Source organism: Novosphingobium sp. ST904 (assembly GCF_001298105.1).
Lineage (GTDB): Bacteria > Pseudomonadota > Alphaproteobacteria > Sphingomonadales > Sphingomonadaceae > Novosphingobium.
Window position 1 is genome coordinate 15,688 of record NZ_LGJH01000121.1, and the last position, 24,172, is coordinate 39,859.

16 protein-coding genes and 5 pseudogenes are annotated in these 24,172 nt (G+C 62.4%); 18 read left to right on the forward strand and 3 right to left on the reverse strand.

Annotated elements, in window-relative coordinates:
• The first annotated feature begins 13 nt into the window (after window positions 1-13).
• The 9 genes and pseudogenes from ADT71_RS06090 (at window position 14) to ADT71_RS06130 (ending at window position 8,763) form a co-directional block, all read left to right on the forward strand.
• Window positions 14-409: a DUF305 domain-containing protein gene (locus ADT71_RS06090; RefSeq protein WP_054435802.1), complete on the forward strand. Its 396-nt coding sequence runs from the start codon at window positions 14-16 to the stop codon at window positions 407-409.
• A 46-nt stretch (window positions 410-455) separates the two neighbouring features.
• Window positions 456-899, forward strand: a complete 444-nt coding sequence (locus ADT71_RS06095; protein ID WP_021243446.1) for a DUF411 domain-containing protein — start codon at window positions 456-458, stop codon at window positions 897-899.
• 193 nt (window positions 900-1,092) lie between these two features.
• Complete coding sequence (locus tag ADT71_RS33055; RefSeq protein WP_231635644.1) at window positions 1,093-1,320, forward strand: hypothetical protein; 228 nt, start codon at window positions 1,093-1,095, stop codon at window positions 1,318-1,320.
• Between the two features lie 103 nt (window positions 1,321-1,423).
• The gene (locus ADT71_RS06105; protein WP_021243444.1) at window positions 1,424-1,708 is read left to right on the forward strand and encodes a hypothetical protein; all 285 of its coding nucleotides are present in this window, start codon (window positions 1,424-1,426) and stop codon (window positions 1,706-1,708) included.
• An 83-nt stretch (window positions 1,709-1,791) separates the two neighbouring features.
• Entirely contained in the window at window positions 1,792-3,072 is a 1,281-nt protein-coding gene (locus ADT71_RS06110; protein ID WP_369818184.1) for a TolC family protein, read from the forward strand.
• Complete coding sequence (locus ADT71_RS06115) at window positions 3,069-4,562, forward strand: efflux RND transporter periplasmic adaptor subunit (protein WP_054435804.1); 1,494 nt, start codon at window positions 3,069-3,071, stop codon at window positions 4,560-4,562. The genes ADT71_RS06110 and ADT71_RS06115 overlap by 4 nt, the downstream gene beginning before the upstream one ends.
• Window positions 4,559-7,700: pseudogene (locus tag ADT71_RS06120) on the forward strand (efflux RND transporter permease subunit). The gene ADT71_RS06115 and the pseudogene ADT71_RS06120 overlap by 4 nt, the downstream one beginning before the upstream one ends.
• 11 nt (window positions 7,701-7,711) lie before the next feature.
• Entirely contained in the window at window positions 7,712-8,104 is a 393-nt protein-coding gene (locus tag ADT71_RS06125; protein ID WP_017502290.1) for a copper-binding protein, read from the forward strand.
• Between the two features lie 125 nt (window positions 8,105-8,229).
• On the forward strand, window positions 8,230-8,763 hold the full coding sequence (locus ADT71_RS06130) for a YgjV family protein (protein ID WP_082370183.1): 534 nt from the start codon (window positions 8,230-8,232) through the stop codon (window positions 8,761-8,763).
• A 239-nt stretch (window positions 8,764-9,002) separates the two neighbouring features.
• Here the strand turns inward: ADT71_RS06130 and ADT71_RS06135 are convergent, their stop codons facing one another.
• From ADT71_RS06135 to ADT71_RS06145, 3 genes are all read right to left on the reverse strand, one after another.
• Window positions 9,003-10,238 (reverse strand): aspartyl protease family protein, encoded by a 1,236-nt coding sequence (locus tag ADT71_RS06135; RefSeq protein WP_231635645.1) that lies wholly within the window; start codon window positions 10,236-10,238, stop codon window positions 9,003-9,005.
• Window positions 10,239-10,334: 96 nt separating this feature from the next.
• The gene (locus ADT71_RS06140) at window positions 10,335-11,207 is read right to left on the reverse strand and encodes an undecaprenyl-diphosphate phosphatase (protein WP_054435805.1); all 873 of its coding nucleotides are present in this window, start codon (window positions 11,205-11,207) and stop codon (window positions 10,335-10,337) included.
• 66 nt (window positions 11,208-11,273) lie between these two features.
• Window positions 11,274-13,796 carry a cation-translocating P-type ATPase gene (locus ADT71_RS06145; protein WP_231635646.1) on the reverse strand — a complete coding sequence of 841 codons (2,523 nt, stop codon included), beginning with the start codon at window positions 13,794-13,796 and terminating at the stop codon, window positions 11,274-11,276.
• Between the two features lie 67 nt (window positions 13,797-13,863).
• Between ADT71_RS06145 and ADT71_RS06150 the strand changes: the two genes are divergently transcribed.
• From ADT71_RS06150 to ADT71_RS06190, 9 genes and pseudogenes are all read left to right on the forward strand, one after another.
• Window positions 13,864-14,283 carry a helix-turn-helix domain-containing protein gene (locus ADT71_RS06150; protein WP_054435807.1) on the forward strand — a complete coding sequence of 140 codons (420 nt, stop codon included), beginning with the start codon at window positions 13,864-13,866 and terminating at the stop codon, window positions 14,281-14,283.
• Between the two features lie 107 nt (window positions 14,284-14,390).
• Entirely contained in the window at window positions 14,391-16,382 is a 1,992-nt protein-coding gene (locus ADT71_RS06155; protein ID WP_369818185.1) for an FTR1 family protein, read from the forward strand.
• 349 nt (window positions 16,383-16,731) lie between these two features.
• Window positions 16,732-16,965 carry a hypothetical protein gene (locus ADT71_RS06160; RefSeq protein WP_054435809.1) on the forward strand — a complete coding sequence of 78 codons (234 nt, stop codon included), beginning with the start codon at window positions 16,732-16,734 and terminating at the stop codon, window positions 16,963-16,965.
• Window positions 16,966-17,030: 65 nt separating this feature from the next.
• Window positions 17,031-18,388: pseudogene (locus ADT71_RS06165) on the forward strand (TolC family protein).
• Window positions 18,388-19,548, forward strand: a pseudogene (locus ADT71_RS06170) (efflux RND transporter periplasmic adaptor subunit). Before ADT71_RS06165 ends, ADT71_RS06170 begins: the two co-directional pseudogenes overlap by 1 nt.
• A 3-nt stretch (window positions 19,549-19,551) precedes the next feature.
• A pseudogene (locus tag ADT71_RS06175) lies at window positions 19,552-22,805 on the forward strand (efflux RND transporter permease subunit).
• Window positions 22,805-23,152 (forward strand): DUF190 domain-containing protein, encoded by a 348-nt coding sequence (locus tag ADT71_RS06180; RefSeq protein ID WP_054435813.1) that lies wholly within the window; start codon window positions 22,805-22,807, stop codon window positions 23,150-23,152. The pseudogene ADT71_RS06175 and the gene ADT71_RS06180 overlap by 1 nt, the downstream one beginning before the upstream one ends.
• Window positions 23,153-23,329: 177 nt before the next feature.
• Window positions 23,330-23,626 (forward strand): annotated as a pseudogene (locus ADT71_RS33060) (SRPBCC family protein); the annotation flags it as partial.
• Between the two features lie 264 nt (window positions 23,627-23,890).
• Window positions 23,891-24,133: a zf-TFIIB domain-containing protein gene (locus ADT71_RS06190; protein ID WP_008828954.1), complete on the forward strand. Its 243-nt coding sequence runs from the start codon at window positions 23,891-23,893 to the stop codon at window positions 24,131-24,133.
• Window positions 24,134-24,172: the final 39 nt, after the last annotated feature.

The window sequence follows — 24,172 nt, forward strand, 5'->3', positions numbered from 1 at the left end:
ATGCGTATTATCAATGCGGGGCGCTGAGGAGAGAATTGTGAAGAAAATAGTCCCCATCATCATCGCTGGATTGGTGGCCGCGCCGGCGATCGCCCAAATGCAGGGCATGGACCATAGCAAGATGGACATGCGCCAGACCATGAACCCCACGCCAGCCAATCCTTACCCGCCTGCAGAAATGGAGATGCATCAGAAGATGATGTCCGCCACGGGCAGCGATGCAACGGAGACCTGGGTGCGCAAGATGATCGAGCATCATCGCGGTGCGATTGCGATGTCACGCATCGTTTTGCGCGACACCAAGGACGCGCAGGTCCGAATGGTGGCGAACAAGTCAATCACCGAGCAAACGCGAGAAGTGGGCGAGCTTCAAGGCTGGCTGAGAGCCCACAACAAGCGCGCCCAATAGACCTTTCCTCCCCCGCCCAGGGGCGGGGGAACCAATAAGGGATCGTATGACACTCAAATTTGCCCTCGCTGCGTTCATAGCAGCCTTCTCCGTCGCCAGCGCCGAAGCTGCCCCGATCATCATGCATCGTGACCCTGGTTGCGGTTGCTGCGAACAGTGGGCGGCCCAGGTGCGCAGACAATTTGGACAAAGCGTCAATATCGTCGACGACCAGCAACGCGGCCGCTTTCAACGCGCTCAAGGCGTGCCCGCTGCGCTGGCATCATGCCATACTGCAATTGTCGATGGCATAGTTTTCGAGGGCCACGTTCCCATTGCCGACATGAAGCGCGCGATCGCGAAGCGCCCGAAGGGCGTAAAGGGATTGGCCGTAGCGGGCATGCCGCTGGGTTCTCCGGGGATGGAAGTCCCCGGCCAAAAACCACAACCCTACTCTGTCATCGCCTTCGGATCGGCGGGTCAGACGGTATTTGCCCGACACGGCGGGTGACCATCTCGTTGATCTTTGATGCTACGAGGCGTAATAAATAACGGCTGTGAAACGCGTTTTGCAACTTCTTCTCCTTCTGGGAGCCATGGTTGGCTTGATTGGCCAAGCGGCGGCCTTTGCGTCCGCTCCGCCTGCGATGTCCGCCCCAATGGCCACGTCTGTGCAGGCCGTGGCTGGGATGTCGGAAGACTGCATGAAGATAATGGCACAGCAGCAACAACCTGCTCAGAAGCCTTGCAAGGGCATAACCCTGGAATGCATCGCGGCCATGGGCTGCGTCGTTCCGCTGGCCGTTCGTAATGACGCGCCTATGCTGGAAGCACGCGAAGCCAGTCCAGCTCTGCCCTTCTGGGCAACCATCACTGTCCTGCACGGCAGTGACCTCACTCCCGAACCGGAACCACCGACTCTCCTTGGCTGATCGACACCGGCTGCCAGGCTGACAGGATTCTTGCGTCTATCGCGCATCTGAAAATCCTGTCTGACCCGCGGCTACCACGATATTTTGCCCAAGGATTACAGTCATGAAGAACCGTGTTTTCTATGCCCTGCTGGGCATTGCGCTTGCCGCTCCCGTTGCCGCTTTCGCCGGCGAACCCAACACAAACTCGCAGTCTGGCCATTATGAATGGCGTCAATCGCCAAACTATGGCCCGCGTGCGCCATCTATGAGCCCCCGTCGCGTCTGGGTGCCCGATGCTCCGCAGATGGCGAACTGCAACTGCGACATGATGAAGATGAGCGCGGCGGACTGCATGAAGGAGATGCATAGCATGGCATCGCCTTCGTCGGCTCCCTCGGCCGGCTAGGCACAGCCTCTGGCCGTGTAAGGTCGCATAGACGGCCAGGCCAGCAGTGGCGGCGGGATTGCCCCCATCCCGCCGCCACTGACATGCCTGCCAGAGTGCGCGACGCCGGCCTGATCCTCCGATCAGGAGTTTTCCATGCGATTGTTTGTTTGTCTGCCGCTGCTCGCGGCAATCCCCGGCGTTGCATTCGCTGGTCCCCTCACTTTCGACGCTGCGCTCCAGCGCGCGCGGCAGGAAGCGCCGTCGATCAAGGCCAAGGCGCTCGCCGCCGAGGCCGCTCGTTCCGCTCGTGGCGCGCCGGATCGCTACCTGATCCGACTCTGGCCGTTGGGCTCGACAGTTTCCCGATCTCGGGGCCATTGGCGTTTGCTCCCGGGCAGGACAATTTCACGATGGCGCGGGTGGGCGTGTCCCAGGATATTCCCAACCTCGCCAAGCGCCGTGCGCAACGCGCCCGCGCTGACAGCGATATCAAGGCTGCAGATGCCGACACCGCATTTGAGGCGCGTTCGGTTGAGGTCGGCACTGCGCTTGCCTGGATCAACCTTGCCTATGCCGAGCGCCGGCTGACCGCGCTTGATGATCTTCTAGCCCGTCTGGAGCGCGTGGTGCGGACAACGCCCAGTGCCGTCGCGTCGGGCAATGCCCGGCCTGCGCAGACTCTTGCCGGCCGACAGGCTATCGCCTCATTAGAAGATCGTCGCAGCGAACTGGTCTCAAACATAGCGCGGGCACGGGCTGCTCTGACGCGATGGACGGGTGACCCGGCGCCTGAAATTGCCGGATCTATTCCCGACTTCCCTGTCGATGGGGCCGAACTGCGCGCTGGCCTGGATCGCCTTCCCACCATGGCAATGATCGACGCCCAGTCCGGTCAGGCAATGGCCGATGTGCGTATGGCCGATGCCAACCGCCGTTCCGACTTCGGGGTGAACCTTGCCTATCAACGCCGCGACCCTCGTTTTGGAGATTATGTGTCAGCCGGTGTGACGGTCAGTCTGCCCTTCTTTACCCGCAGTCGACAGAATGCGGGCATTGCGGCGGCCCAGGAGAATGCCGGACGCATCCTGGCCGAACGCGACGCGGCCCTGCGGGCGCTGGCCGCTGATCTCGAAACCGATCTTGCGGACCATATCATGCATCATGAACAGTGGCTGCGCGCGCGGGACACATTGCTGCCACTCGCCGAGCAGCGGGTGACGTTGGAGACGGCAAGCTACGGGGCAGGTCGCGCCAATCTTGTCGATATCGCGGATGCCTATGCGGCCCTTGCCGACGTCACCCTCAACACTCTCGACCGTGAAGCCCTTGTCGCTGCTGACGGTGTTCGACTGAACCTTACGTATCGGAGCGAATCGCAATGAGCCATTTCACAATCCCTCGGGGCGGCCTTTTCGGTGCCGCGGCGCTGCTCGCGGTCGCCGCTGGCGGGGTCGGTTTCACCATCTCTGAATGGAGAGGAGGATCACCCGACGCTACGGCCGCCAAACCGCCGGCACGCAAGATCCTCTATTGGTATGACCCGATGATCCCCGCTGAGCATCATGACGGTCCAGGCCTGTCGTCGATGGGAATGCAAACAATCCCGCGCTATGCGGATGAGGTGGGGGCAAGCGCGGCACAGCCGGGAATATCGATCGACCCGTCCGCCTCCCAGGCGCTCGGGATGCGAACGGTGGCTGTGCGGCGCGGCGAATTGGCGAGCAGTCTCACCGCCACCGGCACGATCGACTTCAACCAGCGCGACGTTGCGATCGTTCAGGCGCGTGCAGGCGGCTTCGTTTCCCGTGTCTATGGCCGCGCACCTGGTGATGTGATCGGTGCAGGCGCGCCGCTTGCCGATGTTCTGGTGCCGGAATGGGGCGGCGCACAGACCGAGTTTCTGGCGGTCCGCCGCACCGGCAACGCCGCTCTGATCCAGGCCGCGCGTCAACGGCTCATGCTGCTCGGCATGCCCTCCGGCACGATCGCATCGGTCGAGCAAACCGGACGACCGCATAATGTGATCACCATCTCCACGCCCACGGGCGGCGTGATCAAGACGTTGAACGTGCGGGGCGGCATGACCTTGATGGCAGGCCAGACGCTTGCCGAGGTCAACGGGCTCGGCACGGTCTGGTTGAATGCCGCCGTGCCGGAAGCGGTCGCCGGTCCCTTGAAGCCTGGACAAGCGGTGCGAGCCGCGCTTGCAGCCTTCCCCGGCGAAACCATCTCCGGGCGCGTTTCGGCGATCCTCCCCGAGACACAGGCCGACAGCCGCACACTCACCGTTCGGATCGAGCTGCCCAATCGCGGCGGGCGACTGCGTCCCGGCATGTTTGCGACCGTCTCGTTTGGCGGGAGCGCGCAGCCGGCGTTGCTGGTGCCGTCCGAAGCCCTGATCCGCACTGGCAAGCGCACGTTGGTCATGCTCGCGCTCGACAAGGGGCGCTACCGCCCTGCCGAGGTGCAAACTGGGAGGGAAGCTGGCGATGATACGGAGATTCTGGCGGGCCTGAGCGAAGGCGAAAAGATCGTCGCTTTGGTCGAGTTCCTGATCGATTCCGAAGCAAGCCTCTCGGGCGTGGAAGCACGGCCGATCGGTGCTGACATGCCAAAGAGTCCTGCCAAACCTATGCCGACCGGCGCAGTCTATGAGACCGTCGGTACGATCGAAAAGATCACCGCCCAGTCGGTGACGCTGAGCCATCAAGCCGTGCCAGCCATTGGCTGGCCAGCGATGACGATGACGTTTCAGCTCACAGACCCGAAAGTCGCGCGCGGCTTAAAGACGGGCGACCGGGTCCGGTTCGGGTTCGATCAACCACCGAGTGGACCAACCGTGCGACGCATGGCGAAGGTAATGGGCCAGTGATCGCCCATCTCATCCGCTGGTCAGTCAGAAACCGCTTCTTCGTCATGATTGGGGTGCTGACGCTGATCGGCGTGGGCGTCTGGGCGGTGCGATCGACCGCGATCGATGCGTTGCCCGATCTCTCGGACACGCAGGTGATCATCCGCACCTCCTATCCCGGGCAGGCGCCGCAGATCGTCGAGAACCAAGTCACTTATCCGCTCACCACCACAATGCTCTCTGTGCCCGGCGCAAAGACCGTCCGCGGCTATTCCTTCTTCGGCGACAGCTTTGTCTATGTGATCTTCGAGGACGGCACCGATCTCTATTGGGCGCGCAGCCGCGTGCTCGAATATCTCAACCAGGTACAAGGCCGGCTGCCGGCCAGCGCCCGCAGCGCGCTGGGGCCGGATGCGACCGGGGTGGGCTGGGTCTATGAATATGCGCTGGTCGATCGCACTGGCCGCCACGATCTCTCGCAGCTTCGCGGGCTTCAGGACTGGTTCCTGCGCTACGAGCTGAAAACGGTAACGGGGGTCGCAGAGGTCGCCAGCATTGGCGGCATGGTGAAGCAATATCAGGTGCTGCTCGATCCGGTGAAGCTCGCCGCCTACGGCGTGACCCACGCCCAGACGGTCGATGCCATTCAGAAGGCCAATCAGGAGAGCGGCGGCTCGGTACTGGAGATGGCCGAGGCCGAATATATGGTCCGTGTCTCCGGCTATCTGAAGACGCTCGACGATTTCCGCGCCATTCCCTTAAGGACCGCAGCCGGCGGTGTGCCGGTGCGACTGGGCGACGTTGCCACGATCCAGGCCGGCCCCGAGATGCGGCGCGGGATTGCCGAACTGAACGGTGAGGGCGAGGTCGCGGGCGGCGTTGTGATCCTGCGCTCGGGCAAGAATGCGCGCGAGACAATCGCGGCGGTCAAGGACAAGCTCGCAGAGCTCAAGAAGGGCCTGCCACCCGGCGTCGATGTGGTTACGGTCTATGATCGCTCGCAGCTCATCGACCGCGCCGTTGAGAATCTGACCCACAAGCTGGTCGAGGAATTCATAGTCGTTGCGATCGTCTGCGGGCTCTTCCTTTGGCATGTCCGTTCGGCGCTCGTTGCAATTCTCACGCTTCCGCTTGGTGTGCTGGCAGCCTTCGTCGTCATGCGTTTCCAGGGGGTCAATGCCAACATCATGTCGTTGGGCGGCATCGCGATCGCCATCGGCGCGATGGTCGATGCCGCGGTCGTCATGATCGAGAATGCCCATAAGAAAATCGAGCGATGGGAGGAGGATCACCCGGACGAACATCTCGAGGGGGATACCCGATGGACCGTCATCACCGAAGCGGCAGCCGAAGTTGGGCCAGCGCTGTTCTTCAGCCTTCTGATCATCACCCTGTCGTTCATTCCGGTGTTCACGCTGGAAGGACAGGAAGGGCGGCTGTTCGCACCGCTCGCTTTCACCAAGACCTATGCGATGGCGTCGGCGGCGATCCTTTCGGTGACCCTGGTGCCGGTGCTCATGGGTTTGCTGATCCGGGGCAAGATTCCGCCCGAGCAGTCCAACCCGGTCAATCGCTGGCTGACGAACATCTACCGGCCCGCGCTCGACTGGACGATGCGGCGGCCAAGGACCGTACTGCTGATCGCGGCGCTCGCTTTGCAACAACCGCCTGGCCGCTCACCCAGCTTGGCGGCGAGTTCATGCCGAAGATGGAGGAGGGTGATCTGCTCTACATGCCCTCGGCGCTGCCGGGTCTCTCGGCGGCGAAGGCGTCGGACCTGCTCCAGCAGACCGACCGCCTGATCAAGACCGTGCCCGAGGTCGAGAGCGTGTTCGGCAAGGCGGCCGCGCCGAGACTGCCACCGATCCTGCGCCGCTTGAGATGTTCGAGACGACGATCCAGTTCAAACCTCGCGACCAATGGCGACCGGGCATGACTCCGGACAAGCTGGTCGAGGAGCTTGATCGAACGGTAAAACTGCCCGGCCTCGCCAATGTGTGGGTGCCGCCCATTCGCAACCGGATCGACATGCTGGCGACCGGCATCAAGAGCCCGATCGGGGTCAAGGTGTCGGGTGCTGACCTCGCTGAGCTCGACCGCATCGCGCACGATCTCGAGACAGTTGCGAAAACCGTGCCTGGGGTCAGTTCGGCGCTCGCAGAGCGCTTGACGGGCGGGCGCTATGTCGATGTCGATGTCGATCGGGCCGCTGCCGCCCGATTTGGGCTCAATATTACGGACGTGCAGCGGATCGTCTCTGGCGCGATCGGCGGCGAGACGATCGGCGAGACGGTCGAGGGGCTGGCACGGTATCCGATCAGCGTCCGCTATCCGCGGGAGCTACGCGACAGTCTTGACGGAATACGGATGCTGCCGGTCCTGACCCCGTCCGGACAGCAGATCACGCTCGGCACCATTGCGCGCGTCTCGATCGCTGAGGGGCCCCCGATGCTCAAGACCGAAAACGCCCGCCCATCGACCTGGGTCTATGTCGACGTGCGCGGACGCGACCTTGCGTCGGTCGTGAGTGACCTGCAGCATGCGATCGCAAGACAGGTGACGCTCTCGCCAGGGGTTAGCGTCGCCTATTCGGGACAGTTCGAATATCTCCAGCGTGCCGTTGCCAAATTGAAGCTCGTCGTGCCAGCGACGCTGCTGATCATCTTCGTGCTGCTCTACATGATCTTCGGGCGGTTCGATGAAGCAGCTTTGATCATGGGCACTTTGCCGTTCGCACTGACGGGCGGCTTCTGGATCCTCTATCTTCTAGGTTTCAACCAGTCGGTCGCGACCGGCGTCGGGTTCATCGCCTTGGCGGGCGTCTCCGCCGAATTCGGCGTCGTGATGCTGATCTACCTTAAGAATGCGCTTGAGGAGCGGGGCGGGGCTCCCGACGCCGATCAGGTGAAAACTGCCGTGCGCGAAGGGGCGCTTTTGCGGGTCCGGCCCAAGGCGATGACGGTCGCCGTGATCCTCGCTGCCCTCTTGCCGATCCTGCTGGGATCGGGCGCCGGATCCGAAGTCATGAGCCGGATCGCCGCGCCGATGATAGGCGGCATGCTGACCGCGCCGCTGTTGACGATGTTCGTCCTGCCTGCCGCCTATCTGCTGCTTCGGCGGCCGAAGATGAAGCCCAATGACCAACACGTTTCATTATAAAGGAGAAGACCATGAACTACGGACGACTGACCTTTGCCCTCGGCCTCGCGGCACTGACCGTCGCTTGCGGGAAAAAAGCCGAACCGCCCGTTGCGGTCGAGACCAACAAGGCAGAACCCGCCGCCGCTATGAGCGGCAACATGGCAAATATGGCGATGGAGCCGTCGGCTGCCACTGCAATCAAGGTGAAGGGACACGGCACGGTCACCGCGATCGACAAGTCTGCGGGCACGATCACACTCGATCATGGCGCCATCCCCGAAGCCAAATGGCCGGCAATGACAATGGCGTTCAAGGCTGCCCCGGCGATCACAGATGCAGTGAAGGTTGGCGATAAGGTCGATTTTGACCTTATGTTGACGGGCAACGCCGGCGAGGTAACGGCGATCCAAAAGCAGCCGTAAATCCGCGCTACTACGGGCGTTCTTAAATCGTAATTAACCTTGTTCGTTCACGCTTGCACTATGAAGAAAGATAGAGCTGGGCGCGAAACGCAGGTCTTGAGCGAAACAACCGGGTGGCGGCAATCATGATTGCCACCGCGTTCGGCTGCGTCGCGCTTTTGTGCGTCATTAGCTGGCCGTTTTTCGACGACTATCGAACCGCGGTGAAAATCCAGAGCGCGGGTGCTGCCGCCTTCGCGCTCTATTTTTTGATGCTCGGCTCACCCACTGCGGCGATAGCGTGCCTCATTTCATGCTCGCAGCTCGTCATCTCCGCGTCAGTGCGCGATCGCTACGTGGTTAAGAGACTTTATGGAGCGACCCTCATTTTGTTGGCCTTCCTCTCGGTTGTGACTTGGCACGGCATCCCGTCGGCTTTGGCATTTGCCGGCAGTTCGTTGGGCAGTCTCGCAAGACTTCAGACCTCAACGACGCGGATGAAAGGCATTTTCCTGGCAGGCGCACCGTTTTGGCTCGCCCACAATTTGATGGTCGGAGCTTTGTTCGCATTGGGCACGGATCTGGTCTCGTTAGCTTCTAACTTGGCGAACTTGGTAAAGTTCCTCGTGCGACGGGGCGTTTCAGCGCGCGCCTCAACATTAATCGCGTCGATTACCTAGCCCGTCGCGATCTTAGCTTGATTTGGATATCTAACAACGATCGCCGTCTAACTACGGTCGATGTACAGTGATCTCAGACGAAAAATCCTGTGGGATGGGCCTCCGGAGCATAGGTTGCTACTCAACATGATTCATATCCGGTGACATTCATCATCGGCATCGGCATTGCGCTTAGCAGGCGCGGCATCGGTCGCGACGTCGTTGTTTGGTTCTTTGGCAACCTCATTCTGGTGGTCGTTTTAATAATAATCGGCCAGACAAAGGTCGCGCGTCCGCCCTAAGTGATCCTTCAACGCCACGATCGTACCGGGCTTCATGAAGCGCCACCGCCAATGATGGTCGAAAGTATATGATGAATCGATATCGCGACCATTGATTGCGAGAATGCCATCTCCAACGCCCCAGCCGCTTTGGGCAGCGGGGCTGTTTTTCGCTACATGAACAACGTGGAGTTCGTCTTTGGTAAGCGCCAATCCAAAGCCGCTGTGATCCTCTAGCATTGGTAAGCCCCGCTGGGCCGGCCTGAGCCAAAGCTGGCCGGCTGAAACGTCAAGCACCACATCGAACTGTGCGATTAAAGGTAGTCCTATGCTTCCGACGGCACTGGTGGAAAGCCAAGTTGTGGGGGAAAGCGTCGGGGCGGCCCGGATCGGAACTTTACCTAATTTAACTCGATCGGTAATGAACGTGGTGGCACTCGTTATGCCGTCGATGCCTCCGATCGCAGCTGTGGACTGACGAACTCCTTGAAGGAGTCGGTGATCACTTACATAAGACGGGGCCAGCATTAACGCCGTTGAACTCCCCAAATCGAAGACCATAGGCATATTTGCGAGGTCCATCACAGAGGCGTCCACAAGGAGTTCGCGGTTCGACCCGTGTATAAGCGAAACGCGCTCCCAGCCTTTTTCGCCCGCAAATCCGCCTGTGGCGCCAACTGAAAGGCGCCGGTTGGCAAAGTCGAAAGCGACACAACGCTCCGCCAGCATGTCTTCGCCAAGCACCATCTCGACGGGGCGGCCTAGCGCAGACGAAACGGCTTTCAGGTCGGCTATGAAGACAGAGGGCAAGCGTCGCCGTTCACCTCCAAACTTTATCTCGATATTGCGTGCCAACAGAGCACTTGCTCGCCCGCTGACACCTCGAACTGTTCGCTTCTCAGTAGGTGAGAGCCCTAATTTTGTCGCTAGCGAAGAACTAATGATCGATGCTGCGCTACCACTGTCAATAATCGCGCCAACGCTAAGACCCGCCACGTCGATCGAGAGAATTATCGTATCGCCTGTTACAAGGCTGAACGGTTGCCATAGAGGGGAGGTAGAAAACCCCGTCCATTCCTGGCGCGCGGTCACCTCGCGCGCCTGGGTAAGCTTGAAATGAGCTTCAGCTACGAAAGCGCCGGCGTAAATGAGCCCCCTCATCATGTGACGCCGAGTAACCGGAACACCTTCCCAAATCATCTTGGTGTCTTTCACTTTAGTCGGGCCATAAAGGTTTAGGTGCCCAGTCGCCCAGCGATTAGCCTCGCCGTTGTGCGTGACGCTCGCACTCGTTTATGTGGCGCTCCAAAGTCAAATCAGCCACGCGTTCGAGGTCGCAACGAGCAGAAGCACGCCAAGTGTCCCACGATAGATGACGAACGGCCAAGCGGAGAACCGCTCAAGGACGCGCATCAGCGCCCAGATCGCGGCGAATGCCGAAACGGACGCGACAACCAGACCGAGCGCCAAAACGGACCAGCCATGCATATCGAGATGAGTCTTATGCAGCTCCCATATTTCCTTTGATCCCGCGAGAGCGATCGCTGGAATGCCCAACAGGAACGAGAAACGGGCTGCTTCCTCGCGTTTGAATCCGAGCGCGAGCGCGGCAGTGAGCGTTGATCCAGAGCGCGATGCGCCTGGAATGAGGGCACCGACCTGCGCAAGCCCGACGAGCAATGTGTCAACTAGCGATGCCTTCTCAACGCTGCGGCTGTGGCGCGCCAGAAGCTCGGTGAGACCCATCAGCACCGCCATCGCGATGCAGGCCCAGCCAATCACGGGAAAGGCGCGAAAGGGGGAGTTGCATGTATTGAGGCTGTTGGACAGCAGAGCACCCGCCAGCACGATCGGGACTGTCGCAAGAGCGATCCCGATCGCCAGACGGAGATCGGGATCGGCGAACTGTCGATGGCCGATGGCCGACACGGAACCGACCACCAAGCGGCGAACGTCCTGCCAGAAATAGCTGATCACGGCGGCGAGCGCGGCGAGCTGCATCGTGGCCGAAAAAGCCGAGCCGGGATCTCGCCATCCCAACAGGGCGGGCACGACGCGCATATGGGCGGTCGACGAAATCGGCAGAAGTTCGGTGATACCTTGCACAACGCCCAATATGGCGACCTTGGCATACCCCAGTGTCACGAAGCCCGTGTCGACGCCCGCGGCACATTGTCCGGTCATGTCAGTGCAGTCCTATTGGGTGGTGGGTGAGCCTAAATTGTTGCTTCGCTGCCCGGGGTAACCGGATTATTGAACCCGCTCGCCACGACCGACAAGACGCATGCCATTGAGCACGACCAGGAGGGATGCGCCCACATCCGCTGCAATCGCGCCCCAGAGCGACGCCATGCCAAGCAGCGTCAGGCCTGCGAAAACGAGCTTTATCGCCAGCGAGAAGCCGATGTTCTGCCGGATGACGGCGAGCGTCGCCCTCGAATGCCGAATGAGCCACGGCAGGCGAGAGAGATCGTCCTGCATCAGCGCGATATCTGCTGTTTCGATCGCCGCGTCGCTGCCAATCGCGCCCATTGCGATACCGAGGCCCGAGCGCGCCATCGCCGGAGCGTCATTGACGCCGTCGCCGACCATGGCGACGAGGCCGTGCTGTGCTACCAGCCTTTCTATCGCCTCGACCTTTTGTTCCGGAAGCAGCTCGGCGTGAACTTCATCAATGCCGGTGTCGCGCCCGATGGCCTGGGCAGGCGCGCGACTGTCTCCGGTCAGCATGACGATCTGCGCGATGCCAAGTTCATGCAGCTGCGCGATGACCTGCCTTGCCTCGGGACGCACAGCGTCACCGACCGCAATCAATCCGACGACTGACGCCGCTTCACCGACAATGATCCCGGTCAGTCCAGCTACGGCTATCCGATGCAATTGGAGGGTGAGCGCATCATCGCGAGCGCCCCCAAGACGCTCTCCAAGATAGCCCGGCGATCCGACCCAGGCCTCTCGACCGCCGATCGTGCCAACGACGCCTTTGCCGGGGAACGCCGTCACGGCTTTTGCAGGGACCACGTCAACGCCGCGTCCTGCTGCGGCGTCGAGGATCGCACGCGCAATAGGGTGCTCGCTTCGCGCTTCGATGGCCGCGGCAATCGCCAAGAGTTCTAGCTCGTCCCGGCCGCCAAGCGGGACCAGCTCGACAACCTTGGGACGTCCAAGCGTGAGCGTGCCCGTCTTGTCCATCGCGATCGCGGTGATGCGGGCAGGCATTTCTAGATGGATGCCTCCCTTGACCAGCACGCCCTGCTTGGCCGCGCCGGTCAGTCCCGCGACGATGCTGACGGGGGTCGAGATGACCAAGGCGCAAGGGCAGGCTATGACGAGCAGAACCAGCGCCTGATAAAACCAGGCAGCCCAACTGCCCCCGAGCAGAAGCGGCGGCACAAGGAATACTGCCAGCGCGAGCAGCATCACAACCGGCGTGTAGATCCGCGCGAAGCGCTCCACCCACTGTTCGGTCGGCGCACGCTTGCTCTGCGCTTCACCGACCATGCGCACGATACGGGCGAGCGTTGTGTCCGAGGCCGGCCGCGTCGTTACGATCTCGATCGCGCCCATGCCGTTGATGGTCCCGGCAAAGACCGTTGCGCCATGCGTGACGGTGACGGGGACGCTCTCGCCCGTAATCGGCGCCTGATCGACCGCGCTCGTTCCCGCAACCACACGCCCGTCGAGCGGAATCTTGCCGCCGGGCGGAACGATCACCTGCGTACCGACCGCGACGTCAGCGACCGGCACATCCTTCTCGACGCCTGCGGCATCCCGTATCCGGGCGGTGTCGGGCGCGATGTCCATGAGTGCGGCGACGGCGCGGCGGGCACGTCCGAGGCTCCACGCTTCGAGAGCGAGAGCGAGGGCGAAGAAGAATGCGACCGTCGCCGCTTCGAACCATTGCCCGATGCCCAAGGCGCCTGCCACCGCGACGATCATGAGCAGGTTCATGTCTGGCCGGAGCCGTCGCGCGGCAAGGATCGCCTTTGGGGCGACGTACCGAACCGCCGAGAGGATCGCCAGCGAATAGGCGAGCATGGCGAGGAGCGGGGGATGGGTCTCACGCGCCAGACTCTCGTGGAGCACCGCAGCGAGGCCGCTCGCGCGGACATGGATCGCAAAGCCCGTCGCGACCAACACGCCGCTCCCGATCGTCAGCGCGGCCTGGATGCGGCGCCGACGCTGCTCGCCTTGCGCACCGGCACTGTTCTTGCCGTCTTTCCAGAGTTCGGCGCGCATGCCGGCGCGCTCGACCGCCTTCAATATTCCGGCATGATGTACAGCGTCCGAAGTACCCACGACGGACATGCGGCCATTGATAAGATCAAACGACAGGTTTCCCAACCCAACGACCGGCCCGACTTCGCGCTTGAGAACTGCGACTTCGTCACCGCAGTCCATGCCGTGGATTTTGAAGATGACACTATCCGGACGGTCGGGAAGCGTCTGTTGGGCAGGCACCGGTTCGCCCGAGCAGCTGCTGCAACTGTCGGCCTCTGCTTTATCCTCGGTGAACGCATCCGCGGTGATCAATTCGGCTATCATCCCGGTGGTTGATACGGCCTCAATCACTGCCTCCACCCCGATGCCTGAGTCGACGTCGACATCAAGGAAACCGTGCTTTGGCTGGAACGACAGACGCTGCTCGTCTCCGATAAGGGGTACGAGAACCTCCTTGATGAGTCGAACCTCATTCTGGCAGTCGAGCCCGCGGACCTTGAAGCGCCACCAGCGGTCCATCGCTAAAGCGCGTGCGTCGGTTTGCTCGATCATATCGTCACCTCGACTCTTCGAAATGACATCCTCTATAAAGCCTGAAGTCACTAGAGGGTCAAACGATATGTCCGTCGAGCTACTCAGCATCGGAAAGCTCGCCACCGCGACCGGAACGAAGGTAGAGACAATTCGCTACTATGAGAGTGTGGGCTTGCTTGCCCCGCCGGGTCGGACCAAGGGCAATTATCGGGCCTACTCTGCGCAGCATCTCGCACGGCTCAGCTTCATCCGCCGCGCCCGCGCGCTGGGTTTCTCAATCGGCCAGGTCCAGGAGCTTCTCAAGCTCGCTGACCAGAAGGGCATCTCGTGCAAGGCTGTGGACACGATCGCCCGCGATCATCTTGCCGAGATCGACCGAAAGCTTCGGGATCTGAATACGCTACGCTCGGAATTGAGCAGCGTGATCGTCCAGTGTGGGCACGGCACCATTTCGGAATGCCGCATCATTGAAACCCTGGCGCCGGATTCTGCCGCGGGCGGTTAGGAGGGGGCGGCAGGCTCAGATTTGCTTTTGCGGTTAGCTGCGTTAATGCAAACAAGTCGCAAAAAACTGCTTGACCCTCTAGCTGCTAGAGGGTCTAAAAGAAGCGGATGTTTACGTCCTCGAGCAGCCTCTGCCTTTTGTCGATCTGCGGGCGAGCACCCTCACTCCACCGATGGGTGTTCCGCGTATTGACGGTGCTTGCTGCTGCGTCCTGCGCATTGGGCGCAAGCGCCATCGCCCAAGCCGAAACAGTTGACGTCCAGACCGCATGGCGGCTGCTCGACTACATGGCAGTCGATTACGGTGGCGCGGTCTCCGGCGGAAAGGTCAAGAGCGCGTCCGAATATAGCGAAATGACCGAGTTTGCAGCGTCGGTCTCCGCGCGTCTCGCGACGCTGCCGCCAACACCCGAGCGCAGCAGGCTCATCGATCGTGCGGTACGGCTTCAGGCGGTTGTTGCCGCCAAGGGCTCACCGAACCAGGTTGCCGACCTTGCCCATGGTCTCGCCGCCGATCTGCTCAAGGCCTATCCGGTCCCGCTTGCTCCAGCCAAGGCGCCCGATTTCGCTCGTGGTGCGACGCTCTTCGCCCAGAATTGCGCGAGCTGCCACGGTGCGGCCGGCGACGGTCGCGGCCCGAACGCCGCCAAGCTCGCCACCCCGCCAATCGCGTTCACCGACGTTGCTCGCGCCCGCCAGCGCAGCCCCTTCGCGCTCTATCAGGTGATTGACCAGGGCATCGACGGCACCGCGATGCAAAGCTTCTCATCGCTGCCATCCGATGATCGCTGGGCGCTTGCCTTCTATGCTGGACATTTCGCCTTTTCCGATGCCGCCGCTAAGGAAGGCGAACGGCTCTGGAAAGCCGATCCTAGCCTTCGCCAGCGGATTCCCGATCTGACCGCGTTGGCCGGGATGACTCCGGCGATCCTCGCCAAAGACGTGGGAGCAGACAAGGCCGATACGGTCATTGCTTATTTGCGCCGCCACCCGGAAGTGGTCGTTCAGCAGGCATCCGGCTCCCTTGATGTGGCACGCGCGAAGCTTGGACAGAGCCTTGCGGCCTATCGCGCGGGCGACCGCCACAGTGCGCAGGAGCTGGCTCTATCGGCCTATCTCGACGGATTCGAACCGCTCGAACCGATGCTGACCGCGCGTGACGCAACGCTCATGGGGCATATCGAAAGCGCCATGGGCGAATTTCGGGCCTCGCTCCAGCAAGGTCGACCAGCCGACGAGATAGCGAGCCGTGTTCAGGTGCTCGATGGCTTGTTCGACGACGCCGATGCAGCCTTGTCCCCGGACGCGGCGAGCAGCGCTTCGACCTTTCTGGGCGCGTTCACCATCCTGCTGCGCGAGGGGCTCGAAGCTCTGCTGATCGTCGTTGCGATGATCGCCTTCCTTCGCAAGGCCGAGCGACCCGAGGTGCTGCCCTATGTTCATGGCGGTTGGATCGGCGCGCTGGCGGCGGGCGGCCTGACCTGGGCGGTAGCAACCTATGCGATCGGGATCAGTGGCGCGAGCCGGGAGTTGACCGAAGGCTTTGGATCGCTGTTCGCGGGCATCGTCCTGCTCTCCGTGGGTATCTGGATGCACGGCAAGGCGCAGGCGGACCAATGGCAGCGCTACATCCGCGAAAAAATGTCGCACGCACTGTCACGGCAATCGGCTTGGTTCCTGTTCGGCCTGGCCTTCATTGTCGTCTATCGCGAGGTGTTCGAGACCATCCTGTTTTATGCCGCGCTCTGGACCCAGGGTAATGGCGGGGTCATGCTGGCTGGCGCTGGCTCGGCGGTCCTGCTGCTCGGCTTCATTGCCTGGGGGATGCTGCGCTACAGTCGCGACCTGCCGATCGCGAAGTTCTTCGCCTACAGCGCGTGGCTGATGGCGCTTCTCACGATCGTACTCGCCGGCAAGGGTGTGTCGGCGCTGCAGGAAGCCGGCATAATCGACATTGCGCCGCTCGCGGGCGGAATTCGGGTCTCGGTGCTCGGCATCTTCCCGACCGTGCAGTCGATGGGTGCCCAGTTGCTAATGCTCGTCGCGGTGGCTGGCGGGTTCGCTCTCAACCGGCGCCGTGCCGTCGTTGCAACCACCTGATGAAGATCGGACCAGGACCCGATATTCGTCTTGACCCTCTAGTGGCTAGAGGGTGCATAAGGCTTCTCATGATGCTTGCACGCGTGGATAATCATGGTCTGTAGTAGCTGCCAGTCGGATGCGCCGGCGGCGCCCGATCCGCGATGGCACCGGGTGCTGCGGATCGCTCTCGCGATCAATCTTGTGATGTCGGGTCTATCCCGTTGTCGTCTTTCCTGTTAGTTCGTTCTCCGTGCGACGCCTACTTAACATCCTTGCATATTTGACGATCGCCCTCTCCTTGGGGACGACGGCGACGGCACATGTGCTGGAACGGCCGGATATAAGCGTTTCATCGCAAGAAATAGGCGTGAGCGAAGTTGCCATGGGCCATGCGCCCGGCGATGCCGATCAGGTGCCCTCCGACGGTGACAAAGGGTATCCTCACCATCATGGCGGCTGCCACGGCGATCACGTTGCAGCGCCGATCAAGATCTCCAATGCCGCACTCATGCACGACCTTCGGCTCGCGCCCATCTTCGCAAGCCCCTCCATGCGGCCGCTTTCAACTGCCGATCCCGCGCTAAGGCCGCCCCAAGCCTGACAATCCGCTGACCCCGCCAGCCATTGCTGCGCGGGGCGAACTCGGTTCGTCAGGAGTCACCATCTATGTATCGTACAATCGCGGCCTTCATGGTCGCGGCGACCTTGGCCAGTACGGCCGGGGCGCAGACAGCACCGTCGCTCGGCATTCCAGCGACGCCCTCTTCATCACAAGCGGCAGATGCGTTCTCGCTCGAGAACGCTCTGGCTGCGGGCGGTATGCCATCAGTCCCATCGGCCGTCGTCAGCAACGGTTTGGCATCGGGGGCGGGGGGTAACGGTCCTGCGCCCCTGCCATCGGTCGCGGCGGCTACGGCCGGCGTCGATGCCGCGACCGCAGCCCGGCGCGTTGCCGGGCTACGCCCCAACCCCGAGTTTCAGGCTCAGGTCGAGAACGTGGCCGGCACTGGCGTTTTATAAAGGCCTGCGAAGTTCCGAAACGACAGTGGGTGTGGCGCTCCCGCTGGAGTTGGGCGGCAAGCGGCCGGCGCGTGTCGCGCTCGCAACGGCGCGGCTCACCCGTGCTCAAGTTCAGGCTGAAATCGCGCGAGCGGATCTCCGGCTGCGGATTACGCAGCTCTATATCGAGGCCGCCGCCGCGGAGCGCCGCGCCGAAGTGCTGAGCGAACAGGCCGGGATTGCCAACAATGCTTTCCGGGTCTCAAGCGAGCGTGTGAAGGCTGGCGACGTCGGCCCGATCGAACAACAGCGTGCCGACGTGCTTCGCATCAATGCGCAGGTCGCGGCCGACAGCGCCGCCCGCCAGGCACAGGCGGCGCGGGCCAACCTTGAGACATTGTTGTCGGCACCGGTGACGGGGCCGCTCGATCGCGCGTGGTTCGAGAGGATCGATGGCTACGGACGCCACGGCCGATCGAGGTCGAAGGGACGTTGGCCCTGGCGCGGCGGAGGCCGACGTGCGTACCGCCGATGCTCAAGTGCGCGTCGCGAGGTCGCTGCGCGTGCCCGACCTGACCGTCAGCACCTTCGCCCGCCGATTGGAGGCGAGCAATGACACCGCCGCGATGGTGGGTATCTCTTTCCCGATCCCAGTGTTCAACAACGGCAGCGCGTTCGTGGCGCAGTCGCGATCGGAGCAGACGCAGGCGATCGCGCTGCGCAACCTTGCTGTGATCGATACCCGCCAGCAAATCGCCAGCGCGCAAACCGAAGTGGCGAACGCCGCTGCGACCGCGCGGGCGGCAGGTGGACCGGGGCTGGCGGCGGCACAGGAAGCCGCCCGCATCGCGCGGATCGGCTGGACGCAGGGCAAGTTCGACCAGATCGCGCTCCTCGATGCCGAGCGCACGCTCTCACAGACCCGCCAGACCTACGTCGATGCGCTCGCCGCGTACCACGACGCGCAGGCTCGGCTTGACCGGCTCACGACGCCGGCCCCCATGATTTCCGGAGAAGATCGATGATGAACGATAAGCGCCTCCTGGGCGGTGCGGCGGCTGTCGCGATCGTTGCCGCACTTGGCGGCTTCGGGATCGCACGCTGGACCGCGAGCGAACCTGCCGCGACCGAAGCGGCAAGCAGCAACGCCGCTGCCCCGGCAGAAGAGGAAAAGACCCCCGACACGGTGGCGATGACCGAGCAGGCGGTCCAGCAGGCCGGCATCGCCACAGAGACAATCAATCCCGGCGGGCTCGGCGCGGAAATCGTCGCGCAGGCGATGGTCAGCGCATCGCTGCAAGGCGAGGCGATCGTGACCGCCCGCGAGCCGGCGCGGTGACGCGGCTGATGAAGCGCCTCGTGATCCGGTGCGCGCCGGTGAGACGTTGGCTATCGTCGAGAGCCGGGACGCGGCACAGTTTGCCGCCGATCGCACTGCTGCCGCTGCCAAATCGACCTTGGCGCAAAAGGCGCTCGCCCGAGAGCAGTACCTATACCGCCAGAAGGTCTCGGCACGAGTCGAGCTGGAACAGGCGGAGGCGGAAGCCGCTTCGGCGCGGCCGAAGCGCGCCGCGCGAGTGTCGCGGCAGGCGCGGCGCGCGTGACCTCGGATGGTCGCGGTGTGGCGGTCTCGAGCCCGATTTCAGGCCGTGTCACCTCGGAGAATGTCAGTCTAGGCGCGTTCGTCCAGCCTGAAACCGAGCTGATGCGCGTCGCTGATGCGTCGAAGATTCAGATCGAGGCGGCGGTCGGTCCTACGGACGCACAGCGGCTCACTCCAGGCGATCGGGCTATCATCGAGCTGCCCGACGGGCGAACGGCGGAGGCGCGAGTACGCGCCGTCACGCCGGGACTCGCCAACGACACGCGCTCGGCGACCGCCGTTCTCGACGTGTCGGGCAGTCTTCAGCCCGGCCTCGCGGTGCGGGTGAGGCTGCTGCCGAGCCGTGGCAGCACGTCCAACGCGATCGTGGTGCCGGAGGATGCGGTGCAGACGCTCGAAGGGCGCGACATCGTGTTCGTGCGGACCGCGAAGGGCTTCCGCGCGCAGACCGTCACGATCGGTCAGCGCAGCAATGGTCGCGTCGAGATCTTGAAGGGCCTCGTTGGCGGCGCCCAAGTCGCGACCAAGAACGCATTTCTGCTCAAGGCCGAACTCGGCAAGGGCGCGGGCGAGGAAGAATAGACCATGATAGCCAACCTTATGGCGCTCTCCGTCCGCGCCCGCTGGACGGTCCTTGCCTTGTTCCTCGTCATCGCCGGGCTCGGCGTGTGGCAGCTCTCCAAGCTGCCGATTGACGCGGTGCCCGACATCACCACGAAGCAGGTTCAGATCAACACGGTCGACCGCGGCTCTCGCCGGTCGAGATCGAGAAACTCGTAACCTACCCGGTTGAAATCGCGCTCGCCGGCATTCCCGGACTCGAGACGACGCGCTCGATCTCGCGAAACGGCTTCAGCCAGGTGAGTGCGATCTTCACCGACGATACCGACCTCTATTTCGCGCGTCAGCAGGTCGGTGAACGGCTGCGCCAGGCGACAGAAAACCTGCCGGACGGCGTGCAGCCGCAGGTCGGACCGGTGTCGACCGGACTTGGCGAGATTGTCATGTACACGGTTGGCTATGCCAACCCGGACGGCAAGGGCGCAAAAAAAGTCGCCGGCCAACCCGGCTGGCAGCCTGATGGCAGCTATCTGACACCCGAGGGCGAGCGGCTAACTGATGCAGTGGCCAAAGCAAGCTACCTGCGCACCGTTCAGGATTGGATTATCGGCCCTCAACTTCGATCGGTTAAAGGCATTGCCGGGGTCGATTCGATTGGCGGTTATGCCAAGACCTTCGTGGTCGAGCCGGATCCGACGAAGCTCGCCAGTTTCGGTGTCTCGTACAGCGAGCTTGGCCAGGCTCTCGAAAACGCCAATCTCGCGGTCGGCGCGAATTACTATAATCGCGGGGGCGAAGCCTATCTCGTGCGCGTCGACTCACGCGTGCGGACTGTTGATGAAATCCGCAATGCTGTCGCGGCGACGCGAGGCGGAACGCCAATTACCATCGGCCAGATCGCGAACGTTCGCGTTGGTGGCGATTTGCGGACGGGTGCCGGAAGCATGAACGGCCGGGAGGCGGTCATCGGCACTGTGCTGATGTTGATCGGCCAGAACAGCCGCGTCGTGGCTGAATCGGCGACTGCCAAGCTCGACCAGGTAGCAAAGACGCTGCCACCGGGTATCGAGGTGAAGGTGGTGCTGAACCGCGCCGCGTTGGTCGGGGCCACGGTGGCGACGGTTCAGCGCAACCTGACGGAAGGCGCAATCCTCGTTGCAGCATCGTTGTTTCTGCTGCTCGGCAACTGGCGCGCGGCGGTGATCGCGACGCTAGTGATTCCGTTCTCGTTTCTGATGATGGCGATGGGGATGAACGCCTTCAAAGTCCCTGGCAACCTGATGAGCCTCGGCGCGCTCGACTTCGGTCTGATTGTCGACGGCGCGGTCATCATCATCGAAAACTGCCTCGCCAGATTGGCGCATCGACAGGAACATGAAGGCCGACTGCTCTCCCTGCGCGAACGGCTCGAGGAGACGATGCGGGCCGCGCAGGAGATGATTAAGCCGACCGTCTTCGGTCAGGCGATCATCCTGCTCGCCTTCGCGCCACTGCTCACCTTCACCGGCACCGAAGGCAAGACGTTCTCGCCGATGGCGATTACGATCATGCTCGCTCTGGTGGCGGCATTCGTCCTGGCGATTACGCTGGTGCCGGCGCTGGTGGCGATCATGATACGTGGCAAAGTCGCGGAAAAGGACGTTTGGCTGATCCGGAAGTCCAAGGACCGCTACCTGCCGTTGCTGGACAAAGCGATCGCGCGCCCGTGGCCGTTCATCCTCGGCGGGCTTGCCTTTTTCCTGGCGGCAATTCCCGCATTTGGCCTGCTGGGCTCCGAGTTTATTCCCCAGCTCGACGAGAAAAATCTCGCCTTCGCATCAACGCGCGTGCCCTCGGTCAGCCTCGATCAGTCGCTGGCGATGGAACGCAAGGTCGAGGAGGCGGTGATAAAGGTTCCGGAAGTCGCCTTGATGTTTTCCAAGACCGGCACAGCGGAAGTGGCCAGCGACCCAATGCCGCCGAACGTATCCGACGGCTTTGTGATTCTGAAGGAAAAGGAAGAGTGGGCCGCCGGCACAAGCAAAGCTGACGTGGTCGCGAAGATTGAGAAAGCGACCGGAGGGCTGCTCGGGAATCTTTACGAGGTCAGCCAGCCTATCCAGCTTCGCTTCAACGAATTGATCGCCGGTGTCCGCGGCGATGTCGCGATCAAGCTCTACGGTGACGATCTCGACAAGATGGCGCTGACCGCCAACGAAATGGTGCGGGTGCTTCAGACCATACCCGGTGCGGCCAGCGTCAAGGCCGAGCAGGTTGGTGGTGCGCCAGCGCTGGATGTAAGGCTCGACCGCGCCGCCATAGCGCGGCTAGGTCTTACAGTGCGCGACGTTGCGGACACGGTTGCGGCAGGGCTCGGCGGCCGTGAGTCGGGGCTCGTGTACGAGGGCGATCGGCGGTTCGATGTCACCGTGCGCGTACCTGAAGCGACGCGCGCAAACCTTGACGACATCCGGACGCTGCCGGTGCTGCTGCCAGAAGTCGAAGGACGGCCGCGTGCCCAGGTGCCGCTTGCGCAAGTGGCGCAAATCCGGCTGACGGAAGGCCTGAATCAGATCAGCCGGGAAAACGGCAAGCGTCGTGTGGTCGTCCAGGTCAATCTCGGTGGCCGCGATGCGGGTTCATTCGTCCAGGAAGCGCAAGCGAAGATCGCACAGGTCAAGTTGCCTGCCGGTTACTACCTCGAATGGGGCGGTCAGTTCGAGAACTTGGCCGCGGCATCGAAGCGCCTGTCGATCGTCGTGCCGCTGTGCTTCCTGGTCATATTCGGGTTGCTATACATGGCGCTCGGCGGGTTCGGCAGAGCAGCGTCAGTGTTTTTGGCGGTGCCGCTGGGGCTGGCGGGCGGTGTGTTCACGTTGCTGCTGACCGGCATCAACTTTTCGGTGTCGGCGGCGGTCGGGTTCATCTGCCTTGCCGGCGTGGCGGTGCTGAACGGTCTTGTAGTTATGTCCGCGATCCGGGAACGCATCGAAGCTGGGCTGCCGGTAGCGGAGGCAATCCGCCACGGTATGGCTGAGAAGATGCGGGCGGTCATCATGACCGGGTTCGTTCCAGCGATCGGCTTCGTGCCGATGGCGCTCGCCCACGGCACCGGCGCGGAGGTGCAGAAGCCGCTCGCCGTCACCGTGATCGGCGGTCTCGTCGCCGCCACCATCCTGACACTGCTGGTGCTGCCGGCGATCGCGAAAGTGATCCTCGGGCGGACCGATCGTCAAAATGAGCAAGAGGCGAACACGCCGCATGGCGAGGAACCCGCCCCGCTGAAAGGAGAAGCATGATGGGAGAACCGGTTCGGAAACTGCTGCGCATCTATACGGATGAAGCGGCCTATATCGGCGATCGCAAGGTCTTCGAATATGTGGCCTCGTTGGCGCGCGATCAAAAGATGGCAGGCCTGACGGTGCTTGAGGCGCTGATAGGCTTCGGGGCATCGGCGCACGTTCACCGACGCCATGTGCTTGAGAGTGATCGGGCAGTGGTGATCGAAATCGTCGATTTCGAGGACGCTTTGCGCGCGTTCGTCGCCGGTCTGAGTGACGTGCCCGACATTGGTCTAATGACGCTCGAAGCCGTCGAGGTCATCGGCGGCAAGGCAAGCCAGGCCCTGGAAAGCCCGAGCCGATGAACTTCGGTCCGGCAAGCGCGGGGGTCGGCGGCGTGCGATCCCCTGAAGGCTCGCCATCTCCCCTCAATCGCCCGTTTGGTCGGGAAGGAGGCCGCTTTTGCGCGGCCTCCGGCTTGGCCGCGCCTTGGTCGGACAGGACAGGCTACCATGAAGGAAGAAACCACATTCGATTTCAATATGTCAGCGCTGCGGGTCTGGTCGTTGCTGTCCGATTTGAAAGGCTATGCGCGCTGGCACCCGATCTATCGCATCGCGGGCGAGGCGGAGCGGGGTGCCGAAATGGACATTACCTGGCTGCTCTTCAAAGGCGATCGCAAGATGACGACGCAGATGATCATCAACAGGCTAATAAAGACCGAACTGATTGGATGGCAGATGGGCGTGCGGGGGTTTCTGACCTTCGACGAACGTTACGAGATCGAGCCAATCGCGAACGGCGTCTGCGTGCGCCATTCGGTCGAGTGTCGCGGCGTCATCGGCGGCCTGTTCGGCCGCATGATGCGCAAAGGTCTGCGCCGGACCATGCGGCAACAGGACGCGGCGTTTCTCAATCTTCTGCGGCGCAATCGCGACTGCCAGGGCGGTCCAATCGCCACAGTCGGCGCCCTATCAAGCCACCGCCTCCTCGCGGCGCTGCGAACGACTGACCGGCCAACATCCCGAAGAAAGGTATCCATCATGGTAGATAGTCGTCCCTCCCAAGGGCTGCTGTGCCCGACGTGCCGCGTCGATCTCGTCATGAGCGAACGGCAGGGCATTGAAATCGACTATTGCCCGCAATGTCGCGGCGTCTGGCTCGATCGCGGCGAACTCGACAAGATCATCGAGCGCAGCGCCGGGGATGAAGGAGTACGGCCGTTGAGCGGCGCTCGTCTCGGAATATCCGACGATCGCGGCCATGGCGATCATGGCGGAAAGCACGGCTACGAGCGGGGCCATAAGGGCCGCCGCAAGGGCTTTCTGAGCGAATTGTTCGACTGACTGCTATGAATCGGCCGCCACACAACGAGTCCTTCGAGT

Excerpts from the sequence above, each read along its gene's own strand:
- ADT71_RS06115 (WP_054435804.1), top strand. The coding sequence starts at position 3,069 with ATGAGCCATTTCACAATCCCTCGGGGCGGCCTTTTCGGTGCCGCGGCG.
- ADT71_RS06145 (WP_231635646.1), bottom strand. The coding sequence starts at position 13,796 with ATGATCGAGCAAACCGACGCACGCGCTTTAGCGATGGACCGCTGGTGG.
- ADT71_RS06095 (WP_021243446.1), top strand. The coding sequence starts at position 456 with ATGACACTCAAATTTGCCCTCGCTGCGTTCATAGCAGCCTTCTCCGTC.
- ADT71_RS06110 (WP_369818184.1), top strand. The coding sequence starts at position 1,792 with ATGCCTGCCAGAGTGCGCGACGCCGGCCTGATCCTCCGATCAGGAGTT.
- ADT71_RS06150 (WP_054435807.1), top strand. The coding sequence starts at position 13,864 with ATGTCCGTCGAGCTACTCAGCATCGGAAAGCTCGCCACCGCGACCGGA.
- ADT71_RS06155 (WP_369818185.1), top strand. The coding sequence starts at position 14,391 with ATGTTTACGTCCTCGAGCAGCCTCTGCCTTTTGTCGATCTGCGGGCGA.
- ADT71_RS33055 (WP_231635644.1), top strand. The coding sequence starts at position 1,093 with ATGAAGATAATGGCACAGCAGCAACAACCTGCTCAGAAGCCTTGCAAG.
- ADT71_RS06090 (WP_054435802.1), top strand. The coding sequence starts at position 14 with ATGCGGGGCGCTGAGGAGAGAATTGTGAAGAAAATAGTCCCCATCATC.
- ADT71_RS06180 (WP_054435813.1), top strand. The coding sequence starts at position 22,805 with ATGGGAGAACCGGTTCGGAAACTGCTGCGCATCTATACGGATGAAGCG.
- ADT71_RS06140 (WP_054435805.1), bottom strand. The coding sequence starts at position 11,207 with ATGACCGGACAATGTGCCGCGGGCGTCGACACGGGCTTCGTGACACTG.
- ADT71_RS06190 (WP_008828954.1), top strand. The coding sequence starts at position 23,891 with ATGAGCGAACGGCAGGGCATTGAAATCGACTATTGCCCGCAATGTCGC.
- ADT71_RS06105 (WP_021243444.1), top strand. The coding sequence starts at position 1,424 with ATGAAGAACCGTGTTTTCTATGCCCTGCTGGGCATTGCGCTTGCCGCT.
- ADT71_RS06130 (WP_082370183.1), top strand. The coding sequence starts at position 8,230 with ATGATTGCCACCGCGTTCGGCTGCGTCGCGCTTTTGTGCGTCATTAGC.
- ADT71_RS06125 (WP_017502290.1), top strand. The coding sequence starts at position 7,712 with ATGAACTACGGACGACTGACCTTTGCCCTCGGCCTCGCGGCACTGACC.